The 21,439-nt window shown below is 70.0% G+C and carries 23 protein-coding genes; 11 read left to right on the forward strand and 12 right to left on the reverse strand.

The genetic code is table 11. The features are described from left to right. Nucleotides 1–130: 130 nt before the first annotated feature. Entirely contained in the window at nucleotides 131–1,552 is a 1,422-nt protein-coding gene (locus tag CPZ01_RS12205) for a bifunctional metallophosphatase/5'-nucleotidase (RefSeq protein WP_096395460.1), read from the reverse strand. Nucleotides 1,553–1,792: 240 nt separating this feature from the next. Here CPZ01_RS12205 and rpl7ae point away from each other — a divergent pair, with 240 nt between their 5' ends. From rpl7ae to ndk, 4 genes are read left to right on the forward strand one after another with little or no spacing between them, the layout of a single operon-like run. After that, nucleotides 1,793–2,155, forward strand: coding sequence for a 50S ribosomal protein L7Ae (gene rpl7ae / locus CPZ01_RS12210; RefSeq protein WP_004595322.1), 363 nt, complete (start codon nucleotides 1,793–1,795; stop codon nucleotides 2,153–2,155). A gap of 6 nt (nucleotides 2,156–2,161) precedes the next feature. Next, nucleotides 2,162–2,386 carry a 30S ribosomal protein S28e gene (locus CPZ01_RS12215; protein WP_004595321.1) on the forward strand — a complete coding sequence of 75 codons (225 nt, stop codon included), beginning with the start codon at nucleotides 2,162–2,164 and terminating at the stop codon, nucleotides 2,384–2,386. Between the two features lie 3 nt (nucleotides 2,387–2,389). Then, nucleotides 2,390–2,584, forward strand: coding sequence for a 50S ribosomal protein L24e (locus tag CPZ01_RS12220; protein ID WP_096395462.1), 195 nt, complete (start codon nucleotides 2,390–2,392; stop codon nucleotides 2,582–2,584). Next, nucleotides 2,581–3,060, forward strand: coding sequence for a nucleoside-diphosphate kinase (gene ndk / locus CPZ01_RS12225; protein WP_096395464.1), 480 nt, complete (start codon nucleotides 2,581–2,583; stop codon nucleotides 3,058–3,060). The genes CPZ01_RS12220 and ndk overlap by 4 nt, the downstream gene beginning before the upstream one ends. Nucleotides 3,061–3,224: 164 nt before the next feature. On the opposite strand, the gene CPZ01_RS12230 is transcribed toward ndk, so the two are convergent. The 4 genes from CPZ01_RS12230 to CPZ01_RS12240 all read right to left on the reverse strand — a co-directional run bounded on the left by CPZ01_RS12230 (nucleotide 3,225) and on the right by CPZ01_RS12240 (nucleotide 7,358). Beyond that, nucleotides 3,225–4,505 (reverse strand): outer membrane protein assembly factor BamB family protein, encoded by a 1,281-nt coding sequence (locus CPZ01_RS12230; RefSeq protein ID WP_096395466.1) that lies wholly within the window; start codon nucleotides 4,503–4,505, stop codon nucleotides 3,225–3,227. A 112-nt stretch (nucleotides 4,506–4,617) separates the two neighbouring features. After that, nucleotides 4,618–5,406, reverse strand: a complete 789-nt coding sequence (locus tag CPZ01_RS12235; RefSeq protein ID WP_096395467.1) for a carbonic anhydrase — start codon at nucleotides 5,404–5,406, stop codon at nucleotides 4,618–4,620. A gap of 80 nt (nucleotides 5,407–5,486) precedes the next feature. Further along, a complete protein-coding gene (locus CPZ01_RS15700; RefSeq protein WP_269459579.1) occupies nucleotides 5,487–5,621 on the reverse strand; it encodes a hypothetical protein in 135 nt (44 codons plus the stop codon). 69 nt (nucleotides 5,622–5,690) lie between these two features. After that, nucleotides 5,691–7,358: an ABC transporter substrate-binding protein gene (locus CPZ01_RS12240; RefSeq protein ID WP_096395469.1), complete on the reverse strand. Its 1,668-nt coding sequence runs from the start codon at nucleotides 7,356–7,358 to the stop codon at nucleotides 5,691–5,693. Between the two features lie 140 nt (nucleotides 7,359–7,498). Between CPZ01_RS12240 and phoU the strand changes: the two genes are divergently transcribed. After that, nucleotides 7,499–8,173, forward strand: a complete 675-nt coding sequence (gene phoU / locus CPZ01_RS12245) for a phosphate signaling complex protein PhoU (protein WP_096395472.1) — start codon at nucleotides 7,499–7,501, stop codon at nucleotides 8,171–8,173. Between the two features lie 117 nt (nucleotides 8,174–8,290). Further along, nucleotides 8,291–8,635 (forward strand): hypothetical protein, encoded by a 345-nt coding sequence (locus tag CPZ01_RS12250; RefSeq protein WP_096395474.1) that lies wholly within the window; start codon nucleotides 8,291–8,293, stop codon nucleotides 8,633–8,635. Between the two features lie 38 nt (nucleotides 8,636–8,673). Here CPZ01_RS12250 and CPZ01_RS12255 read toward each other — a convergent pair whose 3' ends face one another. The 5 genes from CPZ01_RS12255 to CPZ01_RS12275 form a co-directional block, all read right to left on the reverse strand. Further along, nucleotides 8,674–10,080 (reverse strand): sensor histidine kinase, encoded by a 1,407-nt coding sequence (locus CPZ01_RS12255; RefSeq protein ID WP_096395476.1) that lies wholly within the window; start codon nucleotides 10,078–10,080, stop codon nucleotides 8,674–8,676. A 128-nt stretch (nucleotides 10,081–10,208) separates the two neighbouring features. After that, the gene (locus CPZ01_RS12260; RefSeq protein ID WP_321167229.1) at nucleotides 10,209–10,919 is read right to left on the reverse strand and encodes a ZIP family metal transporter; all 711 of its coding nucleotides are present in this window, start codon (nucleotides 10,917–10,919) and stop codon (nucleotides 10,209–10,211) included. Between the two features lie 1,191 nt (nucleotides 10,920–12,110). Continuing rightward, nucleotides 12,111–14,597, reverse strand: a complete 2,487-nt coding sequence (locus CPZ01_RS12265) for a DUF2309 domain-containing protein (RefSeq protein WP_096395480.1) — start codon at nucleotides 14,595–14,597, stop codon at nucleotides 12,111–12,113. Then, nucleotides 14,587–16,074, reverse strand: coding sequence for a proton-conducting transporter transmembrane domain-containing protein (locus tag CPZ01_RS12270; RefSeq protein ID WP_096395482.1), 1,488 nt, complete (start codon nucleotides 16,072–16,074; stop codon nucleotides 14,587–14,589). The genes CPZ01_RS12265 and CPZ01_RS12270 overlap by 11 nt, the downstream gene beginning before the upstream one ends. 291 nt (nucleotides 16,075–16,365) lie before the next feature. Continuing rightward, on the reverse strand, nucleotides 16,366–16,848 hold the full coding sequence (locus CPZ01_RS12275; protein ID WP_096395484.1) for an Lrp/AsnC family transcriptional regulator: 483 nt from the start codon (nucleotides 16,846–16,848) through the stop codon (nucleotides 16,366–16,368). 117 nt (nucleotides 16,849–16,965) lie between these two features. Here CPZ01_RS12275 and CPZ01_RS12280 point away from each other — a divergent pair, with 117 nt between their 5' ends. From CPZ01_RS12280 to CPZ01_RS12300, 5 genes are all read left to right on the forward strand, one after another. Beyond that, nucleotides 16,966–17,364 carry an acyl-CoA thioesterase gene (locus tag CPZ01_RS12280; protein WP_096395486.1) on the forward strand — a complete coding sequence of 133 codons (399 nt, stop codon included), beginning with the start codon at nucleotides 16,966–16,968 and terminating at the stop codon, nucleotides 17,362–17,364. Nucleotides 17,365–17,448: 84 nt separating this feature from the next. After that, on the forward strand, nucleotides 17,449–17,688 hold the full coding sequence (locus CPZ01_RS12285; RefSeq protein ID WP_096395488.1) for a glutaredoxin family protein: 240 nt from the start codon (nucleotides 17,449–17,451) through the stop codon (nucleotides 17,686–17,688). Next, nucleotides 17,685–18,218 carry a cob(I)yrinic acid a,c-diamide adenosyltransferase gene (locus CPZ01_RS12290; protein ID WP_096395490.1) on the forward strand — a complete coding sequence of 178 codons (534 nt, stop codon included), beginning with the start codon at nucleotides 17,685–17,687 and terminating at the stop codon, nucleotides 18,216–18,218. Before CPZ01_RS12285 ends, CPZ01_RS12290 begins: the two co-directional genes overlap by 4 nt. 78 nt (nucleotides 18,219–18,296) lie before the next feature. After that, the gene (locus CPZ01_RS12295) at nucleotides 18,297–18,623 is read left to right on the forward strand and encodes a cupin domain-containing protein (RefSeq protein WP_096395492.1); all 327 of its coding nucleotides are present in this window, start codon (nucleotides 18,297–18,299) and stop codon (nucleotides 18,621–18,623) included. Further along, a complete protein-coding gene (locus tag CPZ01_RS12300; protein ID WP_096395494.1) occupies nucleotides 18,623–19,045 on the forward strand; it encodes a rhodanese-like domain-containing protein in 423 nt (140 codons plus the stop codon). Before CPZ01_RS12295 ends, CPZ01_RS12300 begins: the two co-directional genes overlap by 1 nt. A gap of 25 nt (nucleotides 19,046–19,070) precedes the next feature. On the opposite strand, the gene CPZ01_RS12305 is transcribed toward CPZ01_RS12300, so the two are convergent. Both CPZ01_RS12305 and CPZ01_RS12310 read right to left on the reverse strand, forming a co-directional pair. Then, the gene (locus CPZ01_RS12305; protein ID WP_096395496.1) at nucleotides 19,071–19,979 is read right to left on the reverse strand and encodes a Vms1/Ankzf1 family peptidyl-tRNA hydrolase; all 909 of its coding nucleotides are present in this window, start codon (nucleotides 19,977–19,979) and stop codon (nucleotides 19,071–19,073) included. Between the two features lie 488 nt (nucleotides 19,980–20,467). Beyond that, nucleotides 20,468–20,812: a DUF5802 family protein gene (locus tag CPZ01_RS12310; protein WP_096395498.1), complete on the reverse strand. Its 345-nt coding sequence runs from the start codon at nucleotides 20,810–20,812 to the stop codon at nucleotides 20,468–20,470. Between the last annotated feature and the right edge of the window lie 627 nt (nucleotides 20,813–21,439).

A 21,439-nucleotide genomic window follows, 5' to 3' on the forward strand; every position in this document is an offset into this window, starting at 1 on the left:
GGCGACTGACTCCCTCGCGCGGTCGGTTCGCGCCGCTCCGCGGCGCTCACCGGCGCACGCCACCGCACCGCGCGCTTATTTATAAATGATCGCGTGTCGTTGCCGCGGTCGCGGCCGTGGTCGGACCGCGTCAGTCGTCGTCGGCCGCGGCGGCGCGGTTCCGGATCTCGATCCGGTCCTCGATTTCGGGGTCGATGCCGTGTTCGCGGGCGTACGCTGCCAGCACCTCGTACTGGATGTCGGCCTCGTCGATCCGGTGGCGCTGGGCGAGCGTCGGGTACTCGTGTTCGGAGTGGAGCAGGTACTCCGAGACCGCGACCGTGTAGCGCGCGTCGGGGTCGATGGGCTCGCCGCCGACGGCCGCCTCCAGGATCAGCTCGGCGTCGTCGTCCCAGACGACGCGCGCGTTCGAGACGTGGCCGTGCCACCAGTCGTCCTCGCCGAAGTCCACGTCGGGCGCGGCCATCTCGCGGAACACGTCGTGGAGCTCCGCGCCGGTGACCGAGGCGAGCGCGACGGGTTCCTCGAACGGGATCAGCGAGATCAGGTCGGCCTTCGTCACGTCGCCCGCCCACGGGTCGCCCTGCCGGAGCCCGCCCGCGTTCGACAGTCCGACGTCGGCGTCGTGGACCCATCGGAACGCGTCCGCGACGAAGTTGCCGACGCGGCACTCCCCGCCGTGGACCACGTCGCCCGACCGCTCGATCGGCTCCTCGACGACGTCGACGGTCTCGTCGAGGTCGGCCGCGGCCATCCGCTCCGCGAGCGCGTCCGCGAGGTCGGGCGCGGGGTCGGCCCCGTCGGGCTCGTGGAGCGTCGCCGCCGGGGGGTCGGCGTCGAGGTCGATCTCGGCCACCGTCTCCCCGTTGACCCCCGGCCGGACGAGGCGGGTGCCGTCGACGAGGTCGTTCCGGCGGCTGTGGACGTGCCCGCCGAGGACCGCGTCGACGTCGAGCTCGCGCGCGAGGTCGTCGTCGCCCGCCCCGAGGTGCGAGAGGACGACGACGTGATCGAGGGGGTCTGTACCCATGTCTTCCTCCCCGCGCTCGGCGACCGCGGTCCGCATCTCGACGAGCGCGTCGCGGGCGGCCGACATGGGGTCGTCGAAGGAGAGGTCGGCTGCCATCGGGTTCAGCGAGTCCGTCGCGGGGTCGGTGACGCCGACGAACCCGACCGTCTCGCCGTCGACCTCGCGGGTCGCCCACGGGACGACGCCCTCGGCGCGGCCGAACGGCTCGCCGTCCTCGTCGCGGACGTTCGCGGAGACGAACGTCGCGGGGGAGTCGCCGACGAGGCCGCGGAGTGCGTCGGGCCCGTAGTCGAACTCGTGGTTGCCGAACGTGTCGAAGACGGTGTCGGTCGCCTCGTAGAAGTCGAGGACCTGCCTCCCGGTTGCGACCAGCGAAAGGACGCCCGGCGCGGTCGTGTCGCCCGTGCCGACGACCGCGGCGTCGGGGCCCGAGAGCGCCCGGATCCGGCCGGCGAGGCGGGCCGCTCGCTCGGGGGCGTCGAAGACGTTCTCGATGTCGGAGTAGTGAACGAGACGGACCATTCGTTGAGCGAAGGGAGGGGCGAGCCGGGCTTAAAAAGCGCGGAGTCGGTCCGCCGCTGCGGTCTCTCGGTCGTTACCCCGTGATCCCCGCTCGCACACCCGCACGACATTGAAAGCGCTTTTATGGATGTCCGGACTACGTCGCTTCACAGCCTCTGTGGGGTTGATGATGTGCCGTGCCGTTAGGGACCGACCACGGTACGGGCACGCGAGCCCGCACGGAGGACAGGTGAACAACATATGCCCGTTTACGTAGACTACGACACCCCGGCGGACCTCGCGGAGCGATCCCTCGAAGCGCTCGAGGTCGCCCGAGACACCGGCACAGTGAAGAAAGGAACCAACGAGACCACCAAGGCCGTCGAGCGCGGCAACGCCGATCTGGTCATCGTCGCCGAGGACGTCTCCCCCGAGGAGATCGTGATGCACCTCCCCGAGCTCGCCGAGGAGAAGGGGATCCCCGTCGCCTTCGTCGACACGCAGGACGAGGTCGGACAGGCCGCCGGCCTCGAGGTCGGCTCGGCCGCCGCCGCCGTCGTCGACGCCGGCGACGCCGCCGACGACGTCGAGGACATCGGCGAGAAGGTCGCGGAGCTCCGATAACCACCCATGAGCGCAGAAGAGGGCACCGGCGACTCGACGACCGCGGAGGTCATCGAGGTCGTCGGCAAGACCGGGATGCACGGCGAGGCCATGCAGGTCAAGTGCCGCATCCAGGAGGGATCGAACCAGGGCCGGATCATCACCCGGAACGTCCTGGGTCCCGTCCGCCTGGGCGACGTGCTCCAGCTGCGGGAGACCCAGCGCGACGCCGACTCCATCGGAGGCCGATAACCAATGGTCGAGACACGTACCTGCGACTACAGCGGTGAGGAGATCGAGCCCGGCACGGGCACGATGTTCGTCAAGAAGGACGGCACCGTCCTCCACTTCGTCGACTCGAAGGCGGAGAAGAACTACCTCCTCGGCCGCGAGGCGCGCGACGTCGAGTGGACCGAGGAGGGTCACCGAGCGGGAGGCGACGAGCAGTGAGCCACCACGACGAGCGCACCTTCGTGATGGTGAAGCCCGACGGCGTCCAGCGCGGTCTCATCGGCGAGATCGTCTCTCGCTTCGAGGACCGCGGGCTCAAGCTCGTCGCCGGGAAGTTCGTCCGGCTCGACGAGGAGCTCGCGAAAGAGCACTACGGCGAACACGAGGACAAACCGTTCTTCGACGGCCTGGTCGACTTCATCACCTCCGGCCCCGTCTTCGCGATGGTGTGGGAGGGCGCGGACGCGACCCGACAGGTCCGCGCGATGGTCGGCGAGACCGACCCGACGGAGTCGCCGCCAGGCACGATCCGCGGCGACTTCGGCCTCGACCTCGGCCACAACGTGATCCACGCGTCGGACCACGAGGACGAGGGCGCGAACGAGCGCGAGATCGACCTGTTCTTCGACGACGAGGAGCTCGTCGACTACGACCTCGACACCTCCGCGTGGGTGTACGAGGACGAAGACCACTGACGCGGCCGCTCTCGGAGTTTCTCACTTTTGGCTGCCGCCGCCCGCCGAGCCATCGCTCGGCCGACACACCGCGTTTCCGGTGAATCCCGCGCGGTAACTCGCCGCTGTCTCTCGGTTTCCGTGTGGAACCTACTTATAAATCGATCAGGAACGCCCCCGCCCTCTCAGGTGTCGATCGCGATCGCGGTCCCGTCGTCCGCGACCACGATCACCTCGTCGCCGCCGTCGCCCGTGACGTCGGCGAACAGGGGGCCGCCGTAGGCGACGACGTCGCCGGCGTCGCCCCGGGCGATCACCTCGCCGCTCTGGGTCATCGCGAGCACCCCGCCGGCCCGGTTGACTACCACCGGCGCGCGCTCGCCGTTCCCGTCGACGTCGGCCATGCGCGGCTCGTTGATCCGGGTCGACGCGCCGTACTGCTGTTTCCAGATCACCTCGCCGTCGGTGAGATCGACGGCCCACACGCTCCCGAGGCCCCCGACGTACACCCGGCCGGGGTCGGCGTCCCCCACGGCGATCGGGCGGTCCTGTAGCTTGACCTCGTACCGGTCCGACCCGTCGCTCGCCTCGATGGCCTCGATGTTCCCGTTCGCGCCGCCGAGCGCCAGCACCGGCCCGTCGCGGCTGTCCGCCGCGCTCCAGCTCAGGGGATTCACGTTCGGCTCGGTCGTCCAGCGCGTGTCGCCGCTCCCGTCGAGCATGTGGACCGTCGCGGGGTTCCCCGCGTCTGTCAGCACCGCCAGTCCGCCCCGCACGTCGGCGTCGGCGTCCGGCTCGACGACGAGCGGCCGGCGGTCGATCGCTCCCGACAGCGAAGCCTCGGCGACCGAATCTCCCTCGCCGTCGACGACGCGAACGCCCCCGTCCGTCGTGACCGCGGCGACCTCCCGGCTCCCGTCGCCGGTGAGGTCGCCGATGGCCGGTCGGAGCCCGGAGGGGCCGCCGAGGTCGACCGCGAACCGCTCCGTCCCGTCGGCCGCGTCGACGACGACGAGCTCGCCCGACGCCGTCGTGAGCGCGACCACCGGGTCGCCGCCGAGCGTGCCCGCGGTGAGGCCGCTGACGGCGACCGGACTCTCGCCGGACCCGTCGGAGTCGTTCCCGTCGGCGTCCTCCCCGCCGTCACCGGTGCCGCCCCCGCCGCCTCGCTCGGCGTCCGGCCCGGAGATCGGAACCGTCCACGGGGTCTCGTCCGTCCCGGCGACCGTCGCGGTGACGACCCGCGACCCGTTCTCGACCGCGGGCCGGAGGAGAAGCGGGTCGCCGTCGACGGTCGCGATCACGGCGCCGCTGCCGTCGTCGCCCGCCGCCGGCTCGGACTCCCACACGACCGTTGTCTCCGTCGTGGCGTCGTCGACGCCGACGAACGCGAACAGCGCCACGCCGACGCCGGTCGCGCCGCCGGCCAGCAGTATCAGCGTCGCGAACAGGACGCGTCGGTCCATTTGAACCCCCTTCGGGCGTCGCCGTGAAACGGTTGTCGGATGCGGACCCGACGGTCGTCGGACGCGGCCCCTCCGGTCCGCGGCGGTCGGGAGACGCGTTCGGGGTCGACTGCTACGGCTTCAACAGCGTCGCCACGTGGTCGGCGTGCGCCTCGCCGACGAGGTCGCGCAGCGCCGCGGGGTCGCGCTCGCCGTCGGCGTTCACCAGGTGGACGGCCCCGTCGCGGTCGCCGTAGACCCCGTGGAGGTCGTAGACGAACCCGTACACGGTCGCGTTCGCCGCCTCCTCGCTCTCGCGGGCGAACGCGACCTGCTCGTGGACGTTGTACTCGACGAGGCGGTCGCGGACCGAGGTATCGGCATGGCTGTCCGGATCCCTGTCGTCCGCGCCGTCGGCCGGGCCGCCGCCGTCCGTGCCGTCGCCGTTCGCGCCTTCACCGTTCGCGCCGTCGACCGCCTCACCGACGACGGCCGGGTCGTTCAGCCCCGCCTCGACGATCGGTAACAGCGCCTCGACGTCGGCGCGGACGCCGGGCTCGGGCGGGAACTCGCCGGTTCGGGCCGCCGTGAGCGCGGCGTCGACGGCGCCACACCCGGTGTGGCCGACCACGGCGATCACCTCGGTTCGGGTGTGTCGGAGCGGGTACGCGACGCTCCCGTCGAGGACGCGCTCGCCGTCGACGAGGGCGCTCACGCTGTTGCCGATGGCGCCGGAGGTGAAGAGGAATCCCGGCTCGTCGACGGCGAACATCCCCTCTTGGGAGACGCGCGAGTCGGAACAGCAGACGGAGACCACTCCGGGGCGCTGCCCGTCGCGGTGGCGGTCGAAGGAGCCGGACGGGAGCGCGGCGACGTGATCGTCGTTGCGGTCGAGGAGGTCGACGAGTATCCGGCGGTGCATACCGTCTCGACCGTCTCCGGGCACAAAAAACGCCGTGCGCGGGGACCGAACGCGGTCGCAGCCCGAACGACGGGACGGCCTCAGGCGACGAGTCCGACCGCGGCGACCAGGAATCCGACGACGAACACCGCGATGAGCGCGACCGTCGCGATCACGACCGCGGGCGCGAGCGCCTCCTCGTTGTCGTCGAGGGCGAAGTCTTCCATGTTCTGCATGTCCGAGCCCTCGTCACGGCGAGGTTTGAACGCTTCGACCGAGGCCGCGCTACTCCCCGAACCGCTCCGTCACTGGTCGATCCACACGTTGTTGTAGTCGCTCACGACCCGCGGATTGTACTGCGAGCGCGGGTGCGCGACGAAGTCCTCGACGTAGTCGCGGACGCCGATGGAGACGCGCAGGCTGTAGCTGGGGAGGTGGACCCGGTCTTCCAGCAGCGTCGGGATGATCGACTCGTACAGCTCGCGCCGCTCGTCGATGTCGCTGGCGCGCCGGGCCTCGATGATCTCGTCCATCAGCTCGTCGTTCTCGTAGTAGGTCCCGTTGGTGGCGCCGATCTGGCCGTCGTAGAACAGGTTGTACACGTACGAGTCCGGGTCGGGACCGCCGAGCCACCCCAGCGCGTACATGTTGTAGTCGTCCTCGTCCCCCGTGCTGTACGCGTCGAGGAAGGTACCCCAGTCGTAGCGGCGCACCTCCGCGTCGTAGCCGGCCTCGTTCAGACCGTTCGAGACCGAGATCCCGATCTGCTCCCGGAGGTCGTCCGGCGGCACGATGATCCGGAAGTTGTAGTCCTCCGGGACGCCCGCGTCGGCGAGCAGCTCGGCGGCGCGGTCGGGGTCGCGGTCGTGGGGAACGTCCGCCCAGTCGTCCACCGGGAAGTCCCACGAGTCCGCGACCGGGAGCGGCACCGGTCCGTAGTTGCGCTCGCCGGCCGGTTCGACGAAGTTCGAGACCGCCTGGTCCATCGAGACGGCGTAGTCGATCGCTTCGCGGACCTGCGGGTCCGCGGTCGGCCCCTCGTTACAGTTGAACGCGATGTAGTAGTAGGAGATACCGGGCTCCGACTGGAGCGACATGTTCTCCGCGCTCTGGACCGTCTGCCAGGTCTGCGGCGTGATCCCGTCCGCGACGTCCGACTGACCGGTCTCCAGCGAGACGACGCGAGTCGTGCTCTCCGCGACCGGTTCGAACCGGAGCCGGTCCAGGTGCGGGAGCGGGTCGCCCCAGTAGTCGTCCCACTTCTCCAGGTCGACGTAGTTGCCTTCCTTCCAATCGACGAACTCGAACGGTCCCGACCCGACCGGATCCTCGAGGTTGAACGCGTCCTTGTCCTCCTCGCGGACCGACTCGGGGACCACGTTCCGCGTCAGCGCGAGCGTGTAGAAGGGACCGTACCCGTACTGGAGGTCGATCTGGACGGTCCGGTCGTCGACGACCTCGATCGTGTCGATCATGTCGACGTCCGGCGCGTTGGCGGTCTCCTCCTCGACCGGCGCGAGCAGCGAGTACTTGACGTCCTCGGCTGTGACCGGGTCGCCGTTCTGGAACCGCGGCCCGTCGCGCAGCTCCACGACGTACCGCGTCCCGTCGCGCTCGACGGTCGGCTCCTCGCTGGCGAGGTGCGGGACCGGATTCGTCCGCTCGTCGTAGGCGTACAGCGGCTCGAACACCTGCGAACACACCTGCTGGGAGTAGATGTCGTTGACGACGATCGGGTCGAACTCGATCGGCGACACCTGCTGCGAGTACACCAGCTCGCCGCCGCTCACGGGCTCGTCTTCGTCCCCGCCACCGTCGTCGGTCGCGCTGCCGTCGCTTCCGCCGGTTCCGCTCCCGTCGGTTCCGTTTCCGTCGGAGCCGCGGCCGGCGCACCCGGCGATGGCCCCCGCCGTCACCCCCGCCGCGACGCCGCGGAGCACCCGCCGCCGCGACCTGTCGAGTTCACCTGACATGGCCTGCCGTTTCGCCCCGATATATAAATCAGCGCACACACGGGCAGCGTTCGACCCTACGCCGGACAACCGGAGACAATCGCCGCTACTTCGCCGTCGCCGACGTGTTTTTGTGCGTCGGGCGAGGCGGATACGCCAAGATGCCACGCGAACAGTACCAGACGAAACTGGAGGACCTCCGCGACGACGTCCTCTACATGAGCGAGGTGGTCGCCGAGCGGCTCCGCATGGGGCTCGACGCTCTCGAACGACAGGACGAGGAGTTAGGCGAGGAAGTGATCACCGGCGACGCCGAGATCAACGACCTGTACCTCGAACTGGAGGGCCAGTGTACGGACCTCATCGCGCTCCAGCAGCCGGTCGCCGGGGACCTGCGGTTCATCGCGGCGTCGTTCAAGATCATCACCGACCTCGAACGGATCGGGGACCTCGCGACGAACCTCGGAGAGTACGCCAAACAGGCCGACCGCGAGGTCTTCCCCGACGTCGACGTCCAGCGTATCGGCGACGACACGCTCGCGATGCTCCAGGAGGCGATGGACGCGTACGCGGAGTCGGACCCCGAGCGCTGTTACGCCGTCGCCGAGTCGGACGACGACCTCGACGCCGCCTGCGAGGCCGCGAGCGAGCTCGTCGTGCGCGACCTCATCGAGCGCGACGAGCTCCGCGAGGAGGAGGACGTGGAGGCGACGATGCGGAACGTCTCGCGGCTCCTCCTCACGATCCGCGACCTCGAACGCGTCGGCGACCACGCGGTCAACATCGCGGCCCGGTCGCTGTACATGATCGAGAACGACGACGAGCTGCTGTACTGATCGGGGTCTGTACCGACCGGGGAGGATGGCTCACCCCGCCTGCGGGTCGCGCGGGACCTGTCACCGAGCGAGACGCTGTCCCCGTGTTATATTCCCCTGACCGCCGACGACGTACACATGGTTCTCGGAGCAATCGTCTCGTTCGTCGTCGCGCTGTTGGTCGGTGGACTGGGGATCTACGTCAGCGGGCGCGTCGTCGCGGGCGTCGACGACTATTCGCACGCGGTGGTCACGGCGCTGTTCGGCGCCCTCGCTTGGGCGATCGGATCGCTGATCCCGGTGATCGGGTCGGTGATCGCGCTGGTCGCGTGGGTGTGGGTCATAAAGTGGCGCTACCCCGGCGGCTGGACGGACGCGGCGATCATGGGGCTCGTCGCGTGGGCGGCCGCCCTGGTCGTCATCGCCGTCCTGAACGGTCTCCTCGGGCTCGACATCAGCGCGTTCGGCGTCCCCGGGGTCTGAGCGTCGGGTTCCGCTCCGTTCGCATCGATCCGCGCGGATCAGGTCGCGATCTCGAACCGAGCGCCGCCGGCCGCCTCGTCGGCGACGCGGACCTCCCAGCCGTGCGCGTCGACGATCCGCTCGACGATCGCCAGCCCGAAGCCGCTGCCGTCCTCCCGGGTCGTGTGGCCTTTCTCGAAGGCGCGCTCGCGCTCCGCGGGCGGAATTCCGGGGCCGTCGTCCTCGATGAACACGCCGCGGCCGTCGGGCAACACGCCGGCGGTGAGCGTGACGTCGCTGCCGCCGTGCTCGACGGCGTTGCGGATGATGTTCTCGAACGCCTGCGTGAGCCGCGCGGAGTCGCACGACAGCGGGACGGTGCCGGTGATCCGCAGCGTGCTCTCCGGCGCCCGGACGTTCTCGTAGCTCTTCTCGACGACCTCCCCGAACGGGACCTCCCGCCGATCGCCGAGCGTCTGTCCCTCCTTCGCGAGCGCCAGTAGCTCGTCGATGAGCGCGTCCATCCGCGCGACGGCGTCGAGCGCCGTGTCGACGCGCTCGTTCTCGACCTCCGACGCCGCCATGCTGAGGTTCCCGGCCGCAACGTTCAGCGGGTTCCGAAGGTCGTGCGAGACGGTCGCGGTAAACTCCTCCAACTGGTCGACCGTCTCGGTCAGCTCCCGCTCGTACAGCTTCCGGTCCGTGATATCGCGCGTCAGCCCGACGAGCGAGGTGACGTCGCCGTCCTCGTCGGTGATGGGCTTGCACCGCGACTCGACCCAGAGCCGCACCGCGTCCGACTTCTCGACCCGGTACTCGACGACCTGCGACGTCCCCTTCGAACACGACGCCATCGCCTGCCGGACGCGGTCGGCGTCGTCCTCGTGGACCCGGTCGAGGAACGTCGTCGGGTCCTCGCGGAGCTCCGCCGGCGACTGGCCGAATATCGCCTCGTGGCCGTCGTTGATGAAGCGCAGCTCGTCCCACGTCGGCGAGAAGACCCACCACACTTGGTCGGTCACGGCCGCGATCTCGCGGAGCCGCCTGTTCGTCCGGTCTCGCTCCCGCTGTGCCCGCCGGTGTTCGACGTAGGTGACGATCTTGCGCGCGAGCAGCGGCGCCTGGTTCTCGATGGTGTCTTGGATCACGTAGTCGGTGACTCCGGCCTCGATGCTCTCGCTCGCGACGGTCTCGGTCCCGGTGTTCGTGAACAGCAGGAAGGGAAGGTCCGGCCGCTCCTCGCGGACCCGCTTCAGAAACTCGACGCCCGTCACCTCGGGCATGTGGTGATCGCAGAGCACGCAGTCGATCGACGCTTCCGCCAGCAGCCGCTCCCCCTCGGCGGCGGAGTCCGCGGTCTCGATCCGGAGCCGGTCGCACTCGTCGCGTAGCCGCGTGGAAACCAGCTCTCGAAGCTGGTCGTCGTCGTTGACGTACAGCAGATCGATCGGAGGGCCGGGGTTCATGGCCCCGCTATCGGCGGCGATCAAAAAGTCGTTCCCCCACAAAAATCACGTCTGATACCTCGCGGCCGGGCCCGCGACCCGCCGGATCCAATCGGCGGCGGCGGCCGCCGTTCGGGCCTCGGCGCGCATCAGGCCGCGACCCACCACGCCACGGCGACCGCGACGCCGCCGAGGGTTGAGCTCAGGACGGCGTGTCGGCGGAGCCGGTCCCGGAGTTGGTGGCCGTCGGCGTCGTGGTCCGCGGCGTCGACCGGGCACGTCTCGCTCCCGGTGGTACACTCCGGCAGCAGATCGACGGCGACGTGAAGGAACACGCCGGCGGCGATGCCGAAAAGGAGCCCGCGAGGTCCGCTCTCCGGCGAAAGCCCGGCGATGCCGACCGGGAGGGCCACGATGCCGACCGCCGCGGCGGGCAACGACAGGGTGACGACGGACTGCCCCCGCTCGGCGAGGCGACGGGCCGCGGCGTACCCGGCGGGCGCTTTGTGCGAGACGAGCGCGACCCCGAGGACGGAGGTGAGCGAGGGCATCGCCGTGTATATCGCGCCGATGATCGCACCGGCCGAGAGCGCGTGAACCGTCAGCTCGGCCGTCGTTCGATCGACGGGTAGCTCCAGATGGGTGAACCGGTGGCCGACCGTGTGACCGGCGTACCCGCCCAGGAAGCCGACCGCTATGCCGAGGCTGCCGAGTCGACCGTGCTGGCCGAGCGCCTGTGGGATCAGGAAGAGCGCGGCGCTGGTCACCATCGCGCCGCTGGCCAGCCCGTACCCCCAGACCGGCTCCAAGGGGTGGCTGCTCCGCACCGCACGCGCTCCGAGCGGTGCGCCGACCGCCATCGCCGCGAACGCGGTCCAAGAGACCGCCACGAGCTTCCAATTAACCCCGTCGGCTATCGCCGCCACCGACAGGAGTACCAGTGCTGTCGGTCCGGCCGCTCCGACGGCTCGTTCCCGGCCGGCCGTCGATCGATCCGTCGCAGCTTGGGAGAGATGTTCTCCGGTCACTATTGTACAGTAATAACTAAACTGTCCGAATTAATAAAAACTTCGGGCACGTCTTCGGACCGGACGTGGACCTACGGCTACGAACCACGAAACCGGCCGTATCGGGGATTTAAACGGCAGGTTCTGCTGAAATCCCTTCGGAAGTGCTACACCCTGACCGGGCGTGGTCGGTACAGACGTACCGACGAGCGATTACGGGAGTAAGTGTAGTACATCGTGAGTGAGGTCGTTTATAAACCAGAGTGCGGTGTTGCTGTCGGCTGTTTATAAGTGATCGACGCTACTGCGGCGAGTGCCTCCAAAGCCCCAGCCGTCGAGGCGGGCGGACACTCGCTGTGCTCCTCGTCACTCGCGTCGCTCGTTCCTGCGGTGTCGCCGGCGGCTTCGCCGCCGGCTTTCCGTGGCGCGTAGCGCCACGCTACTTACGTCGCCTCCGCCCGCCTCGACGGCTGCCCCTTTGAGTCCCACCCCGCACCGCTCAGCACCACCGGAAGACGGTCCTGCTCGCTCACTCCGTTCGCTGCGCGGGCTGCGACTTCCGTACTCCCGCTCGCTCCCTCCGGTCGCTCACGGGACCGCAGCCTCACGCCTCCCCAGCCTCGCGGTTCGCGCTCTCCGAGCGCTCACCGCGTCCAGCGAGGGACCGAAGGTCCCTCTGGTAGCCGGCGCGTAGCGCCGGCGACCTCGCGGGCTGGCTCGCGGCCTCCGCTTCGCTCCGGCCGCTCGCAGGCGCAGCGAGGCGCGACGCGCCTCTGGCAGACGGCGGCGCAGCCGGCGGCGACGCCACCGCCGGCTATTTATAAACGGCGTCGGCGCCGCTGGCGACTATTTAAATATCGAATCGCTGCTACCGATCTGCGGAACTCACTCCCGAAACCGACCAAGAAGCACCATTCAGCGACCGGGTGTTTCATTCCAAGTTATATTTGAAGAACAGGGTTTCAACAGGGCCAAACGGCTCTAAAGTGTCGGAATCGGCGCGGGGGGTACCGGCGACGCACCCCCATTGAACGGGCTGTGACCTCAGTCGTCCGCCACGGCGGGGACCGTGCGCGGCTCCGCGTGCGCTTCGGCCGCCTCGGGCGTCGGCGCCCACGCCAGTTCCCCCTCGTAGTGGAAGGCGCGGTGGTCACGCGTCGGGTCGACCACCGTCAGCGAGAGCCAGTCGTTGTCCAAGAGCCCGGTCACCGCCTCGTTGTCGGCCAAGACCTCGGTGACGCGGTCGACCGGCGCGTGGACGACCGTGGAGAGGCGGAGCGGCTGGTGGTACGGGGTGTCGGCGTCGGCCATGAGCGACTGGAGCGGGAGGCCGGTCATCAGGTCGCCGCCGTTGCCCTGGTAGACGCCGACGTTGCCGACCGGATTCTGTGTCACCTTCGACCCACTGCCGTACGCCGCGTTGTCGACGGTCGAGAAGTAGTACTGCGCGTTGATCCACTGCGTGACGACCATCGGGCCGGTCAGGATCGCTTCGAGCGCGTCGCCGTCCGGGTCCGTCTCCCAGTCGTACGAGTGGAGGAAGGCGCGCCCGTCGAGGTCGAGGTCGCTCGTCAGCTCGCGGGGACCGACGACGAAGCCGGCGTTGCCCGCCAACCCCCACTCGGGGCGCGTCTCGGCCCAGTCGCCGGCGCGGCGCTCCGCCTCGCGGACGGCCGACCCTCCGGCCTCCTCCCCGGTGCGCTCGGCGGCGGCGCGCTCGCGGGCGGCGTCGAGGTCCGAACGCAGCCGTTCGAGGTCCGCGGCGTGCGACTCCGGCACGTCGCCGTCGTACAGCTCGATCTCGTCGGTCGTGGTGTTGTGTTCGGCGGCGAGGAAGACGGTGTCGTCGGGCACGTCGATCCCGCGCTCGCGCAGCCCCGCCTTCACCGCGGGGTCGTTACAGATCGCGGCGAGGGCGCGCGCGTTCGGGCCGCCCGGGTTGCCGGCGCAGGCACCGCAGTCGAGGCTGGAGTCGTAGGGGTTGTTCGCCGTCTCCGCCGCGTGGCCCGTGAAGACGACCAGGCGACCGAACGCCTCCCAGCCCATCAGCTCGAACGCGGTCGCGGCGTACTCGACCCGCTCGTCGCGGGTGAGCCCAGTCGGAAGCCCCCCGCCGGAGTCGTCGTGCTCGTGGACGCCCGGCTCGCAGAACTCGTGGTCCCCCGGCACCGCGTCGTCGGCGCCGTCGAGCAGGTCGCGCACCCGGCCGGGGACGAGCGTGCGCGCGGCGAGCGCGAGCCCGTACCCGCTCCCGGCGCCCTCGACGAAGCTGAACGCGGTGGCGGGATTCGACCGCAGCGTCTCGACCACCTCGCCGGCGGCCTCGCGGAGGTTCCCCAAGCGGTCGCGGCTCGCCCGCGCGTCGTCTTCGGCCGGAACCTCAGAGACGCGGTGTTGCGGGTCGACGATCGGCGGACAGGCGTCGACGGACACGTCGGCGTCGTACCCGGTGTACTCCATCGGGACGCCGAAGAAGCCGGCGTACCCGTGCGTCTCGTAGTCGCCGGTCGCCTCGACGTGCCGGCGGATCACCTCCGAGCGCGTGTCGATACAGAAGACCAGCTGGGCGGCCGGGCGCCCCGACGCCCCGCCGTCGGCGCGGGCCCCGGGCTCCCCGTCGCGCACCTCCTCCCCGTCGCGCGCCTCGCTCTCGGCGGCGACCCGCTCGACGAGCCCGTCGCGGTAGGTGGCCTCCCACGCGCTCAGGAACGCGTCGGCGATCTCGTCGCTCGCGTCGACCGCCGGACCGTCGGACCCCTCCGGCGGCGAGACGTCGACGCCGAGGGAGTCCGCCAGCGCCAGCCGGGCCGCGAGGTACCCCTCCGGCGTGATCGGGTGCGCGGACTGCCACGCGCCGCCGTCCTCGGCGCGCCGCTTGAGCAGCCCGGTCCACCCGGGGAGCGCGGCGAACTGCGCCTCGAAGACCGACTTCCACCGGTCACGGGGGTACGGCTCCAGCGCGGCCTCGATCGCTTCGGTCGCCGACGCCGGCAGGTCGGCGACGAGCCCCTCGTCCGGGACCTCGTCGTCGTAGGCGGCGACCGACCGGAACGCGTCGTAGAACCCCGCCTCGCGGTTCGGCATCGCCCACTCCGCCTGCCCCTCGTCGAGGAACGCCGACAGCCACTTCGTCAGCACGCGGTCGACGCGCTCGGCGTCGGAGTCCGCCGCCTCCGCGTCGTCGGAACCGCTCGATTCCGCCGTCTCCTCGGCGTTCTCCAGCCGCTCCAGCAGGGCTTCGGGGTCGCCATCGTAACCCCGGTCGGTCAGTTCCGCGTCGAGCAGGTCGGGGTCGATACGTCCCTCGTCGAGGGCCGCCCGGAACGTCTCCGCGCGCGGGTAGCCGCGCCCGCCGAGGAGGTCCGCCGCCCGGCTCACGGCCTCGTCGAACGGCCGGTCTTCGAAGCCGGCGAGGGGATTCGCGGTCACGAACGAGTGGACCGGCCAGACCGAGCCGACCGCGGTCGCTGCCGCGTCGATCTCCGATTCGATGCCGTCAGCGTCGTCGTCGATACCGATTTCAGTTGTCATCGTACTCCTCCGTGGCGGTCAGGACGGTGTCCGGTGCGGGTTGGCCCGCGTTCAGCAGCGCGACGTAGAGGCGCTCGCTCCGCTCGTGGGCGCCGGTCTCGACCGCGACGTACGCCGCGAGGAAGGCGACGGCGACGAGCGCGTGGAGCGCGGTCAGCTCGGTCGGGGCGGAGACCAGCGGCAGCCCGGCGAGCAGCCCCGAGACGGCCCGGTACGCGAGCGCGTACACGGCGATGGCGGGGAGCGCGACCAGCGGGACCGCCGCGTAGCGGGCCGCCGTCGAGAGGGCGGTCCGCCGGACGGCGCTCCGGGCCGCGTGGAGCGTCGTGAGCGTCACGAACCCCGCGAGCAGCAGCCCGCTGTCGACGCTCGTCCCCTTTCCCGTCAGGAGCGCGAACGTCGCGCCGCCCGCGAGCCCGGTCACCAGCACGACGACCGCGCCGGCGACGCCCGTTCCGGCGGACTCGGGGCCGGACTCCGTCGGGGCGACGCGCTCGACCTCGTCGCCCGCGCTCAGGAAGTGGTACGCCTTGTAGAAGCCGTGTAAGACGAGGTGCGTGACGGCGGCGCCGAAGAAGCCGAGCCCGGCTTGGACGATCATGAATCCCATCTGGCCGACCGTCGAGCAGCCGAGTTCGCCCTTGACGTCCGACCGGACGGTCTTGAGCAGTTTCCCGGCCAGCGCGCTCGCGGCGCCGACGACCACGATACCGAGCATGAGCCACGTCTCGACGGTCACGACGGGCGCGAAGCGGGTCAGCAGTATCCCGCCCGCGTTGACGAACCCGGCGTGCATCAGCGCCGAGGCCGGCGTAGGGGCCGTCATCGAGGAGAGCAGCCAGCCGTGGAACGGGACCAGCGCCGACTGGATCATCGCTGCGAGGACGAGCGCGGCGCCCGCGACGAGCCACGCGGGGCCGCCGAGTGAGTCGGCGCTCGCGGCGATCCCCGAAATCGTCGTCGCACCGGTCGCCCACCACAGCGCCGTCACGGCGACGCCGAGCAGCGCGCTGCTGGCGAGGAAGTATTTACGGGCGACGCCCGCGGCGGCCCGGGCCTGCGGCCAGCCGTCGACGGTTCCGATGAGCCGCGCCATCAGGAGCCCCATCGCCAGCCAAAAGCACCAGAACAGCGCGACGTGGTCGGCCGCGACGAGCGCCATCACGGCGAGCGTGAACGCGGAGACCCCGAGGAAGAAGTCGGTCTCGTGGGCGCTCCCCGCCATGTAGCGGCGCGAGTAGCTGTGGACGATCCCGCTGAAGAACGTCACGACGACCCACAGCAGGACGGTGAGCCCGTCGACGGCGACCGCGCCGGGAACCTCCCACGGCCCGCCGAGTCGGACTCGGGCGACGAGCGCGGCGACGCTCGCGGCGAACAGCGTCCACGCGAGCCGCGTTAGTGCGACGGGGACGACCGACGACTCGGCCGTCTCCCGGAGCGCTCCGCCCGTCGGTTTCGAGGTGCGTCCTGACATCGTTCGACTCGTCACGCGACCGCCTCCGGCGTCCGGAGGGAGTCCGGATCCGATTTCGGTCGCATCTATCCGTCTTCGAGAACACAACGCCTATTAAAACTGCCTGTATTCACAAACTGTTCGAATAACCTGTATTATAGAACATTATGTTTTCTCTTCCTTCGATCGATCGTCCGACCGGCGACCGGCCTCCACGTCGCGTGTGCCGTCGGCCGATGGTCTCCGCGTCGCCGTACACTCGGCTGATCGGCGTCGGCTGCGCGGGGGCCCCGTCTCAGCCCGGAGCGGTCGTCATCCGCCGTCGCCGTTCCGCTCCGAGTCGAACCGGCCGAAGGGCGTCGTCTCGTGGGTCCGCACGAGGACCTCGTCGGCGACGGTGACGCCCATGTCGAGGAGTTCTTGGGCCACCGGCGTGATGTCGTCGTCCGACTCGCCGACGACGGTCACGAGGAGGTTCTGCTCGCCGGTCACCAGCTCTTGGACCGACACGACGCCGTCGATGTCGAGGATGTCCGGAATGAGTTCGCCCCGTTCCGGTATCGAGGCGGTGCAGTACAGCAGCATCCGGAGCGGATACCCAGACCGCTGGTAGTCGACGCTGGCGCTGTACCCCTTGATCACGCCGTCGGACTCCAGCCGCCGGATGCGCTTGCGGACGGTGCTGTCCGAGGTGCCGGTCCGCTCCGCGATGTCCCCGGACGACGTGTTCCGCGCGTCTTCCTGTAGCGCGTACAGGATCGCCCTGTCGACGTCGTCGATCGCGCCGTTGTCCATGCCTCGTCGATACGCGCGTGTCGTTTTTATACGTTGTCGAGGCCGCCGCGTCCGCGTTTTCGGCCGCGGTCGTCCCGATCCCGACGCCTACATACGACGCCCGCCAGTGGGTCGGATATGGGAACGTACACCGCGGCGATCGACGTGCGGTTCCGCGACATCGACGCGATGGGCCACGTCAACAACGCCGTCTACGCGACGTACGTCGAGCAGGCGCGGACGCGGTACTTCCGCGACGTCCTCGACGCCGACCTCGCGCGCGTCTCGACGGTGCTGGCGTCGATCTCGATCGACTTCCGGCGGCCGATCGAGCTGTCCGACGGCGAGGTCACCGTCACCGTCGACGTGGCCGACCTCGGGCGGTCGAGCGCGACGATGACGCACGAGGTCCGGGTCGGCGACGCGGTCGCCGCGGAGGCCGAGGCGACGCTCGTCTCCCTCGACCCGGAGACCGGGGAACCGGCGCCGCTGCCCGAGGAACACCGGGCCGAGATGGAGTCGTATCACGACCTGTGAGGCCGTCGAGGGGGACGACCGGACCCGGTCGGTCGGGCCGCACCGGACGCACACCTTCTTGACGGCGCGGACGGATCGATCGGTATGAGCGTTCGACTCTACGCCCTCGACGGGTGTCCGTGGTGCGAGAAGGCGGCCGACGCCCTGAACGACGCGGGCGTCGACTACGAGACGGAGTGGGTGGAGGCTCTCCACTCTCGGCGGAACGAAGTGAAGCGCGTCAGCGGCCAGCGCGGCGTCCCCGTCCTCGTCGACGAGGAGCGCGGCGTGACGATGGCCGAGAGCGCGAACATCGTGGAGTACGTCGAGAGGACTCTCCAATGAGCATCTACACCGGCCGCGGCGACGAGGGCGAGACCGACCTCCGGGACATGAGCCGGGTGTCGAAGTCGAGCCACCGCATCGAGGCGTACGGCTCCGTCGACGAGGCGAACGCCCTCCTCGGCACGGTCCGTCCGACGGGCCACGACGACGTCGACGATCTGCTGGAGACGGTCCAGAACCACCTCCACATCGTCCAGGCCGACCTCGCCAACCCCGACCCCGATCCGGACGACCCGCAGGTGGAGAGCCGCCACACCGAGGAGCTGGAGGAGCAAATCGACGCGTTCGACGAGGAGCTGGAGCCGCTCACGTCGTTCGTCCTGCCCGGCGGCGGCGATGCCGGGGCGGCGCTCCACCACGCGCGCGCCGTGGCCCGACGCGCGGAGCGGCGCGTCGTCGACCTCGCGCGCTCGGAGCCGATAAACGAGGCCGTCGTCACCTACCTCAACCGCCTCTCCGACCTCCTCTTCACCCTCGGTCGGGTCGTCAACGCGCGCGACGGCGAGCCCGAGGAGTCGCCCTCGTACTGAGCCCGCTTCGTTCCGACCGCGGGGTCGACACGAGTCCCGAGCGCGCGACTTTTCCCCGTCCCGCGCGTGGAGCAGAGTATGACGCTCGACAGCTACGCGGCGGCGGTCTCCGGTCTCGACCCGGGACCCGGCGAGGTCGAGACCGCGGAGATCCTGGTCACCGACGACGTGCTCGTGAAGGCGTTCGTCCTCGGCCCTGACGCGTCGGTCGATCCCCACGAACACGCCGACGCCACCAACGTGTTCCACGTGTTGGAGGGGGAGCCGACCGTGGTCCGCGACGGCGAGGAGGCGGCGCTCGCGGCGCCCGCGGTGGTGCCGAACGAGCGCGGCGCGGTCCACGGCGCCCGCAACGACACCGACGACCGGGCCGTGCTCACGGCCAGCATCGCACCCCTCCCCTGATGGACGGCGAAATCGACCCCGCGGAGCTGTCGGCGCTGCTCGATGAGCGCGACGGCTCCGGGGACGATGTCGACGGCGCCGACGGCCTCGCCGAGGAATCCGAATCGCTCCGCGTCGTCGACATCCGCGACCGGCGCGCGTTCGACCGCGGCCACCTCCCCGACAGCGAGTGTATCCCCTTCCCGGAGCTGACGAGTCGTATCGCGGAGTTAGAGGGGGCAGAGCGGATCGTTACCGTCTGTCCGCACGGCGTCGCCAGCCAGCAGGCGGCCCAGCTGATCGGCAGCTACGAGGGCACGCAGGACGCGCGCGTCGAGAGCCTTCGCGGCGGCATCGAGGCGTGGGAGCGGGAGGTCGGCGAGCTGACCGAATCGGAGAAACCCGACGCCGACCCGGACGAAGGCCCCGAATCGCCGTTCTGAGACGAGGCTTCCTTTTAAATCGGGCTCAGATCGCGCGGACGCGGACCCGCCAGAAGTCGCGGAACGCGTCGTCGAGCGCCCCCTCCGGCTTCCCGGTGGCGTCCGAGACGTCGGTGACGTCGGCGCGGTCGCGCACCCGCCCGAGGACGCTGCGCTCGCCGACGGCGATCACGCGGTCGAGGTCCTCCGCGTCTGCGACCGCGGCGAGCGCCTCGTTCGCCCGGTCGAGGTGGTCGTCGATCTGTCCCTCGCGGCGGCGCTCGAATCGGCCCTGCGAGAAGCCGCCCTTCGAGTGCGCCTCCTTCACGTCGCTGGTGAACCCCTCGAACGCGACCCGCTCCGCGCCCTCGTAGGTGCCGACGGCGAAGACGTCGGAACGGACCAGCGCGAACGCGAACCGACCGGTCGGGCGGAACCACGCGTCATCGAGCCGGAACCGGTCGCTCCACCGGTCGAACGGCTCGGGCTCGACCGGCGGCGTCAGCGCCGCGCTCACCGCGCCGGTGTCGTCGGCGAGGACGACCGCGGGCGCGGCGCGCCGGACCAGCTCCGTGCGGTCGCCGAACCAGTCCGAGACGGTCGCTGGCACCGAGTCCGCGTCGGGGACGTACGCCGTGAGCAGCCCCTCGGGGTCGTCGCTCTCGACGGCGCGGAAGCGGTCGAGCGCGTCGGTCAGCCCCGGACCGCGGAGGTCGCTCACGCGCCGAAACTCGACGGACGCCTCGCTGCCCTCGGCGCGCTCCAACCGCTCCTCCAAGGATTCGATCCGGTGTTCGAGCTCGTTGACGCGCTCCTCGGCGCGCTGTCGGTCGGCGACCGCGTCGGAGCGCCGCTCCTCTTCGGCCTCGGCGCGGCGTTCGAGGTGGCGCTTCTCCTCTTCCAGCTCCTCGATGCGTTCCTTCAGCTCGGCGCGCCCGAGCAGCCTGTCGATCATACCGAATCCGCGACCCCCTGCGACCTAAAAGGTGCGTCTGCGGCGGCGACGTGGTCGAATCTGTTTATAAATGGTTGCTGTGCGGTGGCGCGCGCCTCCGAGCGGCCGCCGAAGGCGGCCGTGAGGAACACGCGCGAGGGAGTCGGTCGCCGAGCGAAGCGACGGCGACCGACGAGGCTGGGGAGGTGTGAGGTGCTGTGCGGAGCGGTGCGGGGCGGGACTCAAAGGGGCAGTCGCGAGGCGGGCGCAGGCGACGCAAGCACCGCAACGAAGGAGCGAGCAGCGCGAGCGACTGAGTGAGGAGCACAGCGAGCGTGCGCCCGCCTCGCGACTGGGGCTTTGGAGGTGTTCACGGCCGCTCTGCTGTTGGCTATTTATAAGTGAGCGGCTGGGGCTTCGGCGGTGTTCGCCGCTGACTCACCGACAACCATTTATAAATAATCGGTCACGGAGACGAAACCACCGAAAACAGGGGAAATCACGTAGTACTACGCGTTCACGTTTGGCTCCCATCCCTCCCAGCGCAACAGCTTCTCCGCCCGATCCGCGTCCGCCAACAGCACGTTCCGGCGGTCCGGGAGCGTCTCGTCGGCGAGTTCCTGGGGAATCGCGAGCGTGCCGCTGGGTACGTCGTCGTCGCCGCCGACCGGGATGTGGCCGCTGTCGACCTTCATCACGAGCGGGGCGTCGAGTCGCTCGACCCCTTCGCCGTCCGCGTACAGCTGCTCGTTGACGCGTTCGTGGTCCGCCCGCTGGATGACGGCGCGCTCGCCGTCGCGGGGTTCCACGTACAGTTCCCCCAGGTAGTAGCCGCTCGAGAATCGCTCGAACATTCTATGCGTGGTATCCTCTACCACGACTGTACATAAGTGTTTCTCGGACGGGATTAACCCTGATAATCGGGGTGAGATGTAGGCCCCATGGAACATCCATTGGACGTCGCGTTCAATATTTTATCCGAATCAGCCGGGGGAACGAATCTGCTTATAAATCGCAGATCGACACGGACACGCCCGAAGCCCCAGCCGCGAGGCGGGCGCACGCTCGCTGTCGTTCGAGACGCCGAAGGCGTCTCGTGATGACGAAACGGCGGAGCCGTTTCGAACCACGCTCCTCACTCGGTCGCTAACGCTCCCTCGTTGTGGTGCTTACGTCGCCTGCGCCCGCCTCGCGGCTGCCCCTTCGAATCCCGCCCCGCACAGCACCGCAACCGCCGGAAGACGGTCCTGCTCACTTCGCTGCGCGGGCTGCGACTTCCGTGCTCCCGCTCGCTCCCGCTGGTCGCTCGCGGGACCGCACCTCACGCCTCCCCAGCCTCGCGGCTCCCTACGGTCGCCGCGTCCCTCGCGCGTGCTGTCTCGCGTCCTTCGGGCGCTCGCAGGCACGCGCCACCGCACCGCGGATCGGTCGTCGCTTTCCCCGTATTGGGCTGATCTCGGTTCGGCGCGAGAGCCGTTCGC

The sequence above is a fragment of the Halorubrum trapanicum genome (assembly GCF_002355655.1).
Taxonomy (GTDB): domain Archaea; phylum Halobacteriota; class Halobacteria; order Halobacteriales; family Haloferacaceae; genus Halorubrum; species Halorubrum trapanicum_A.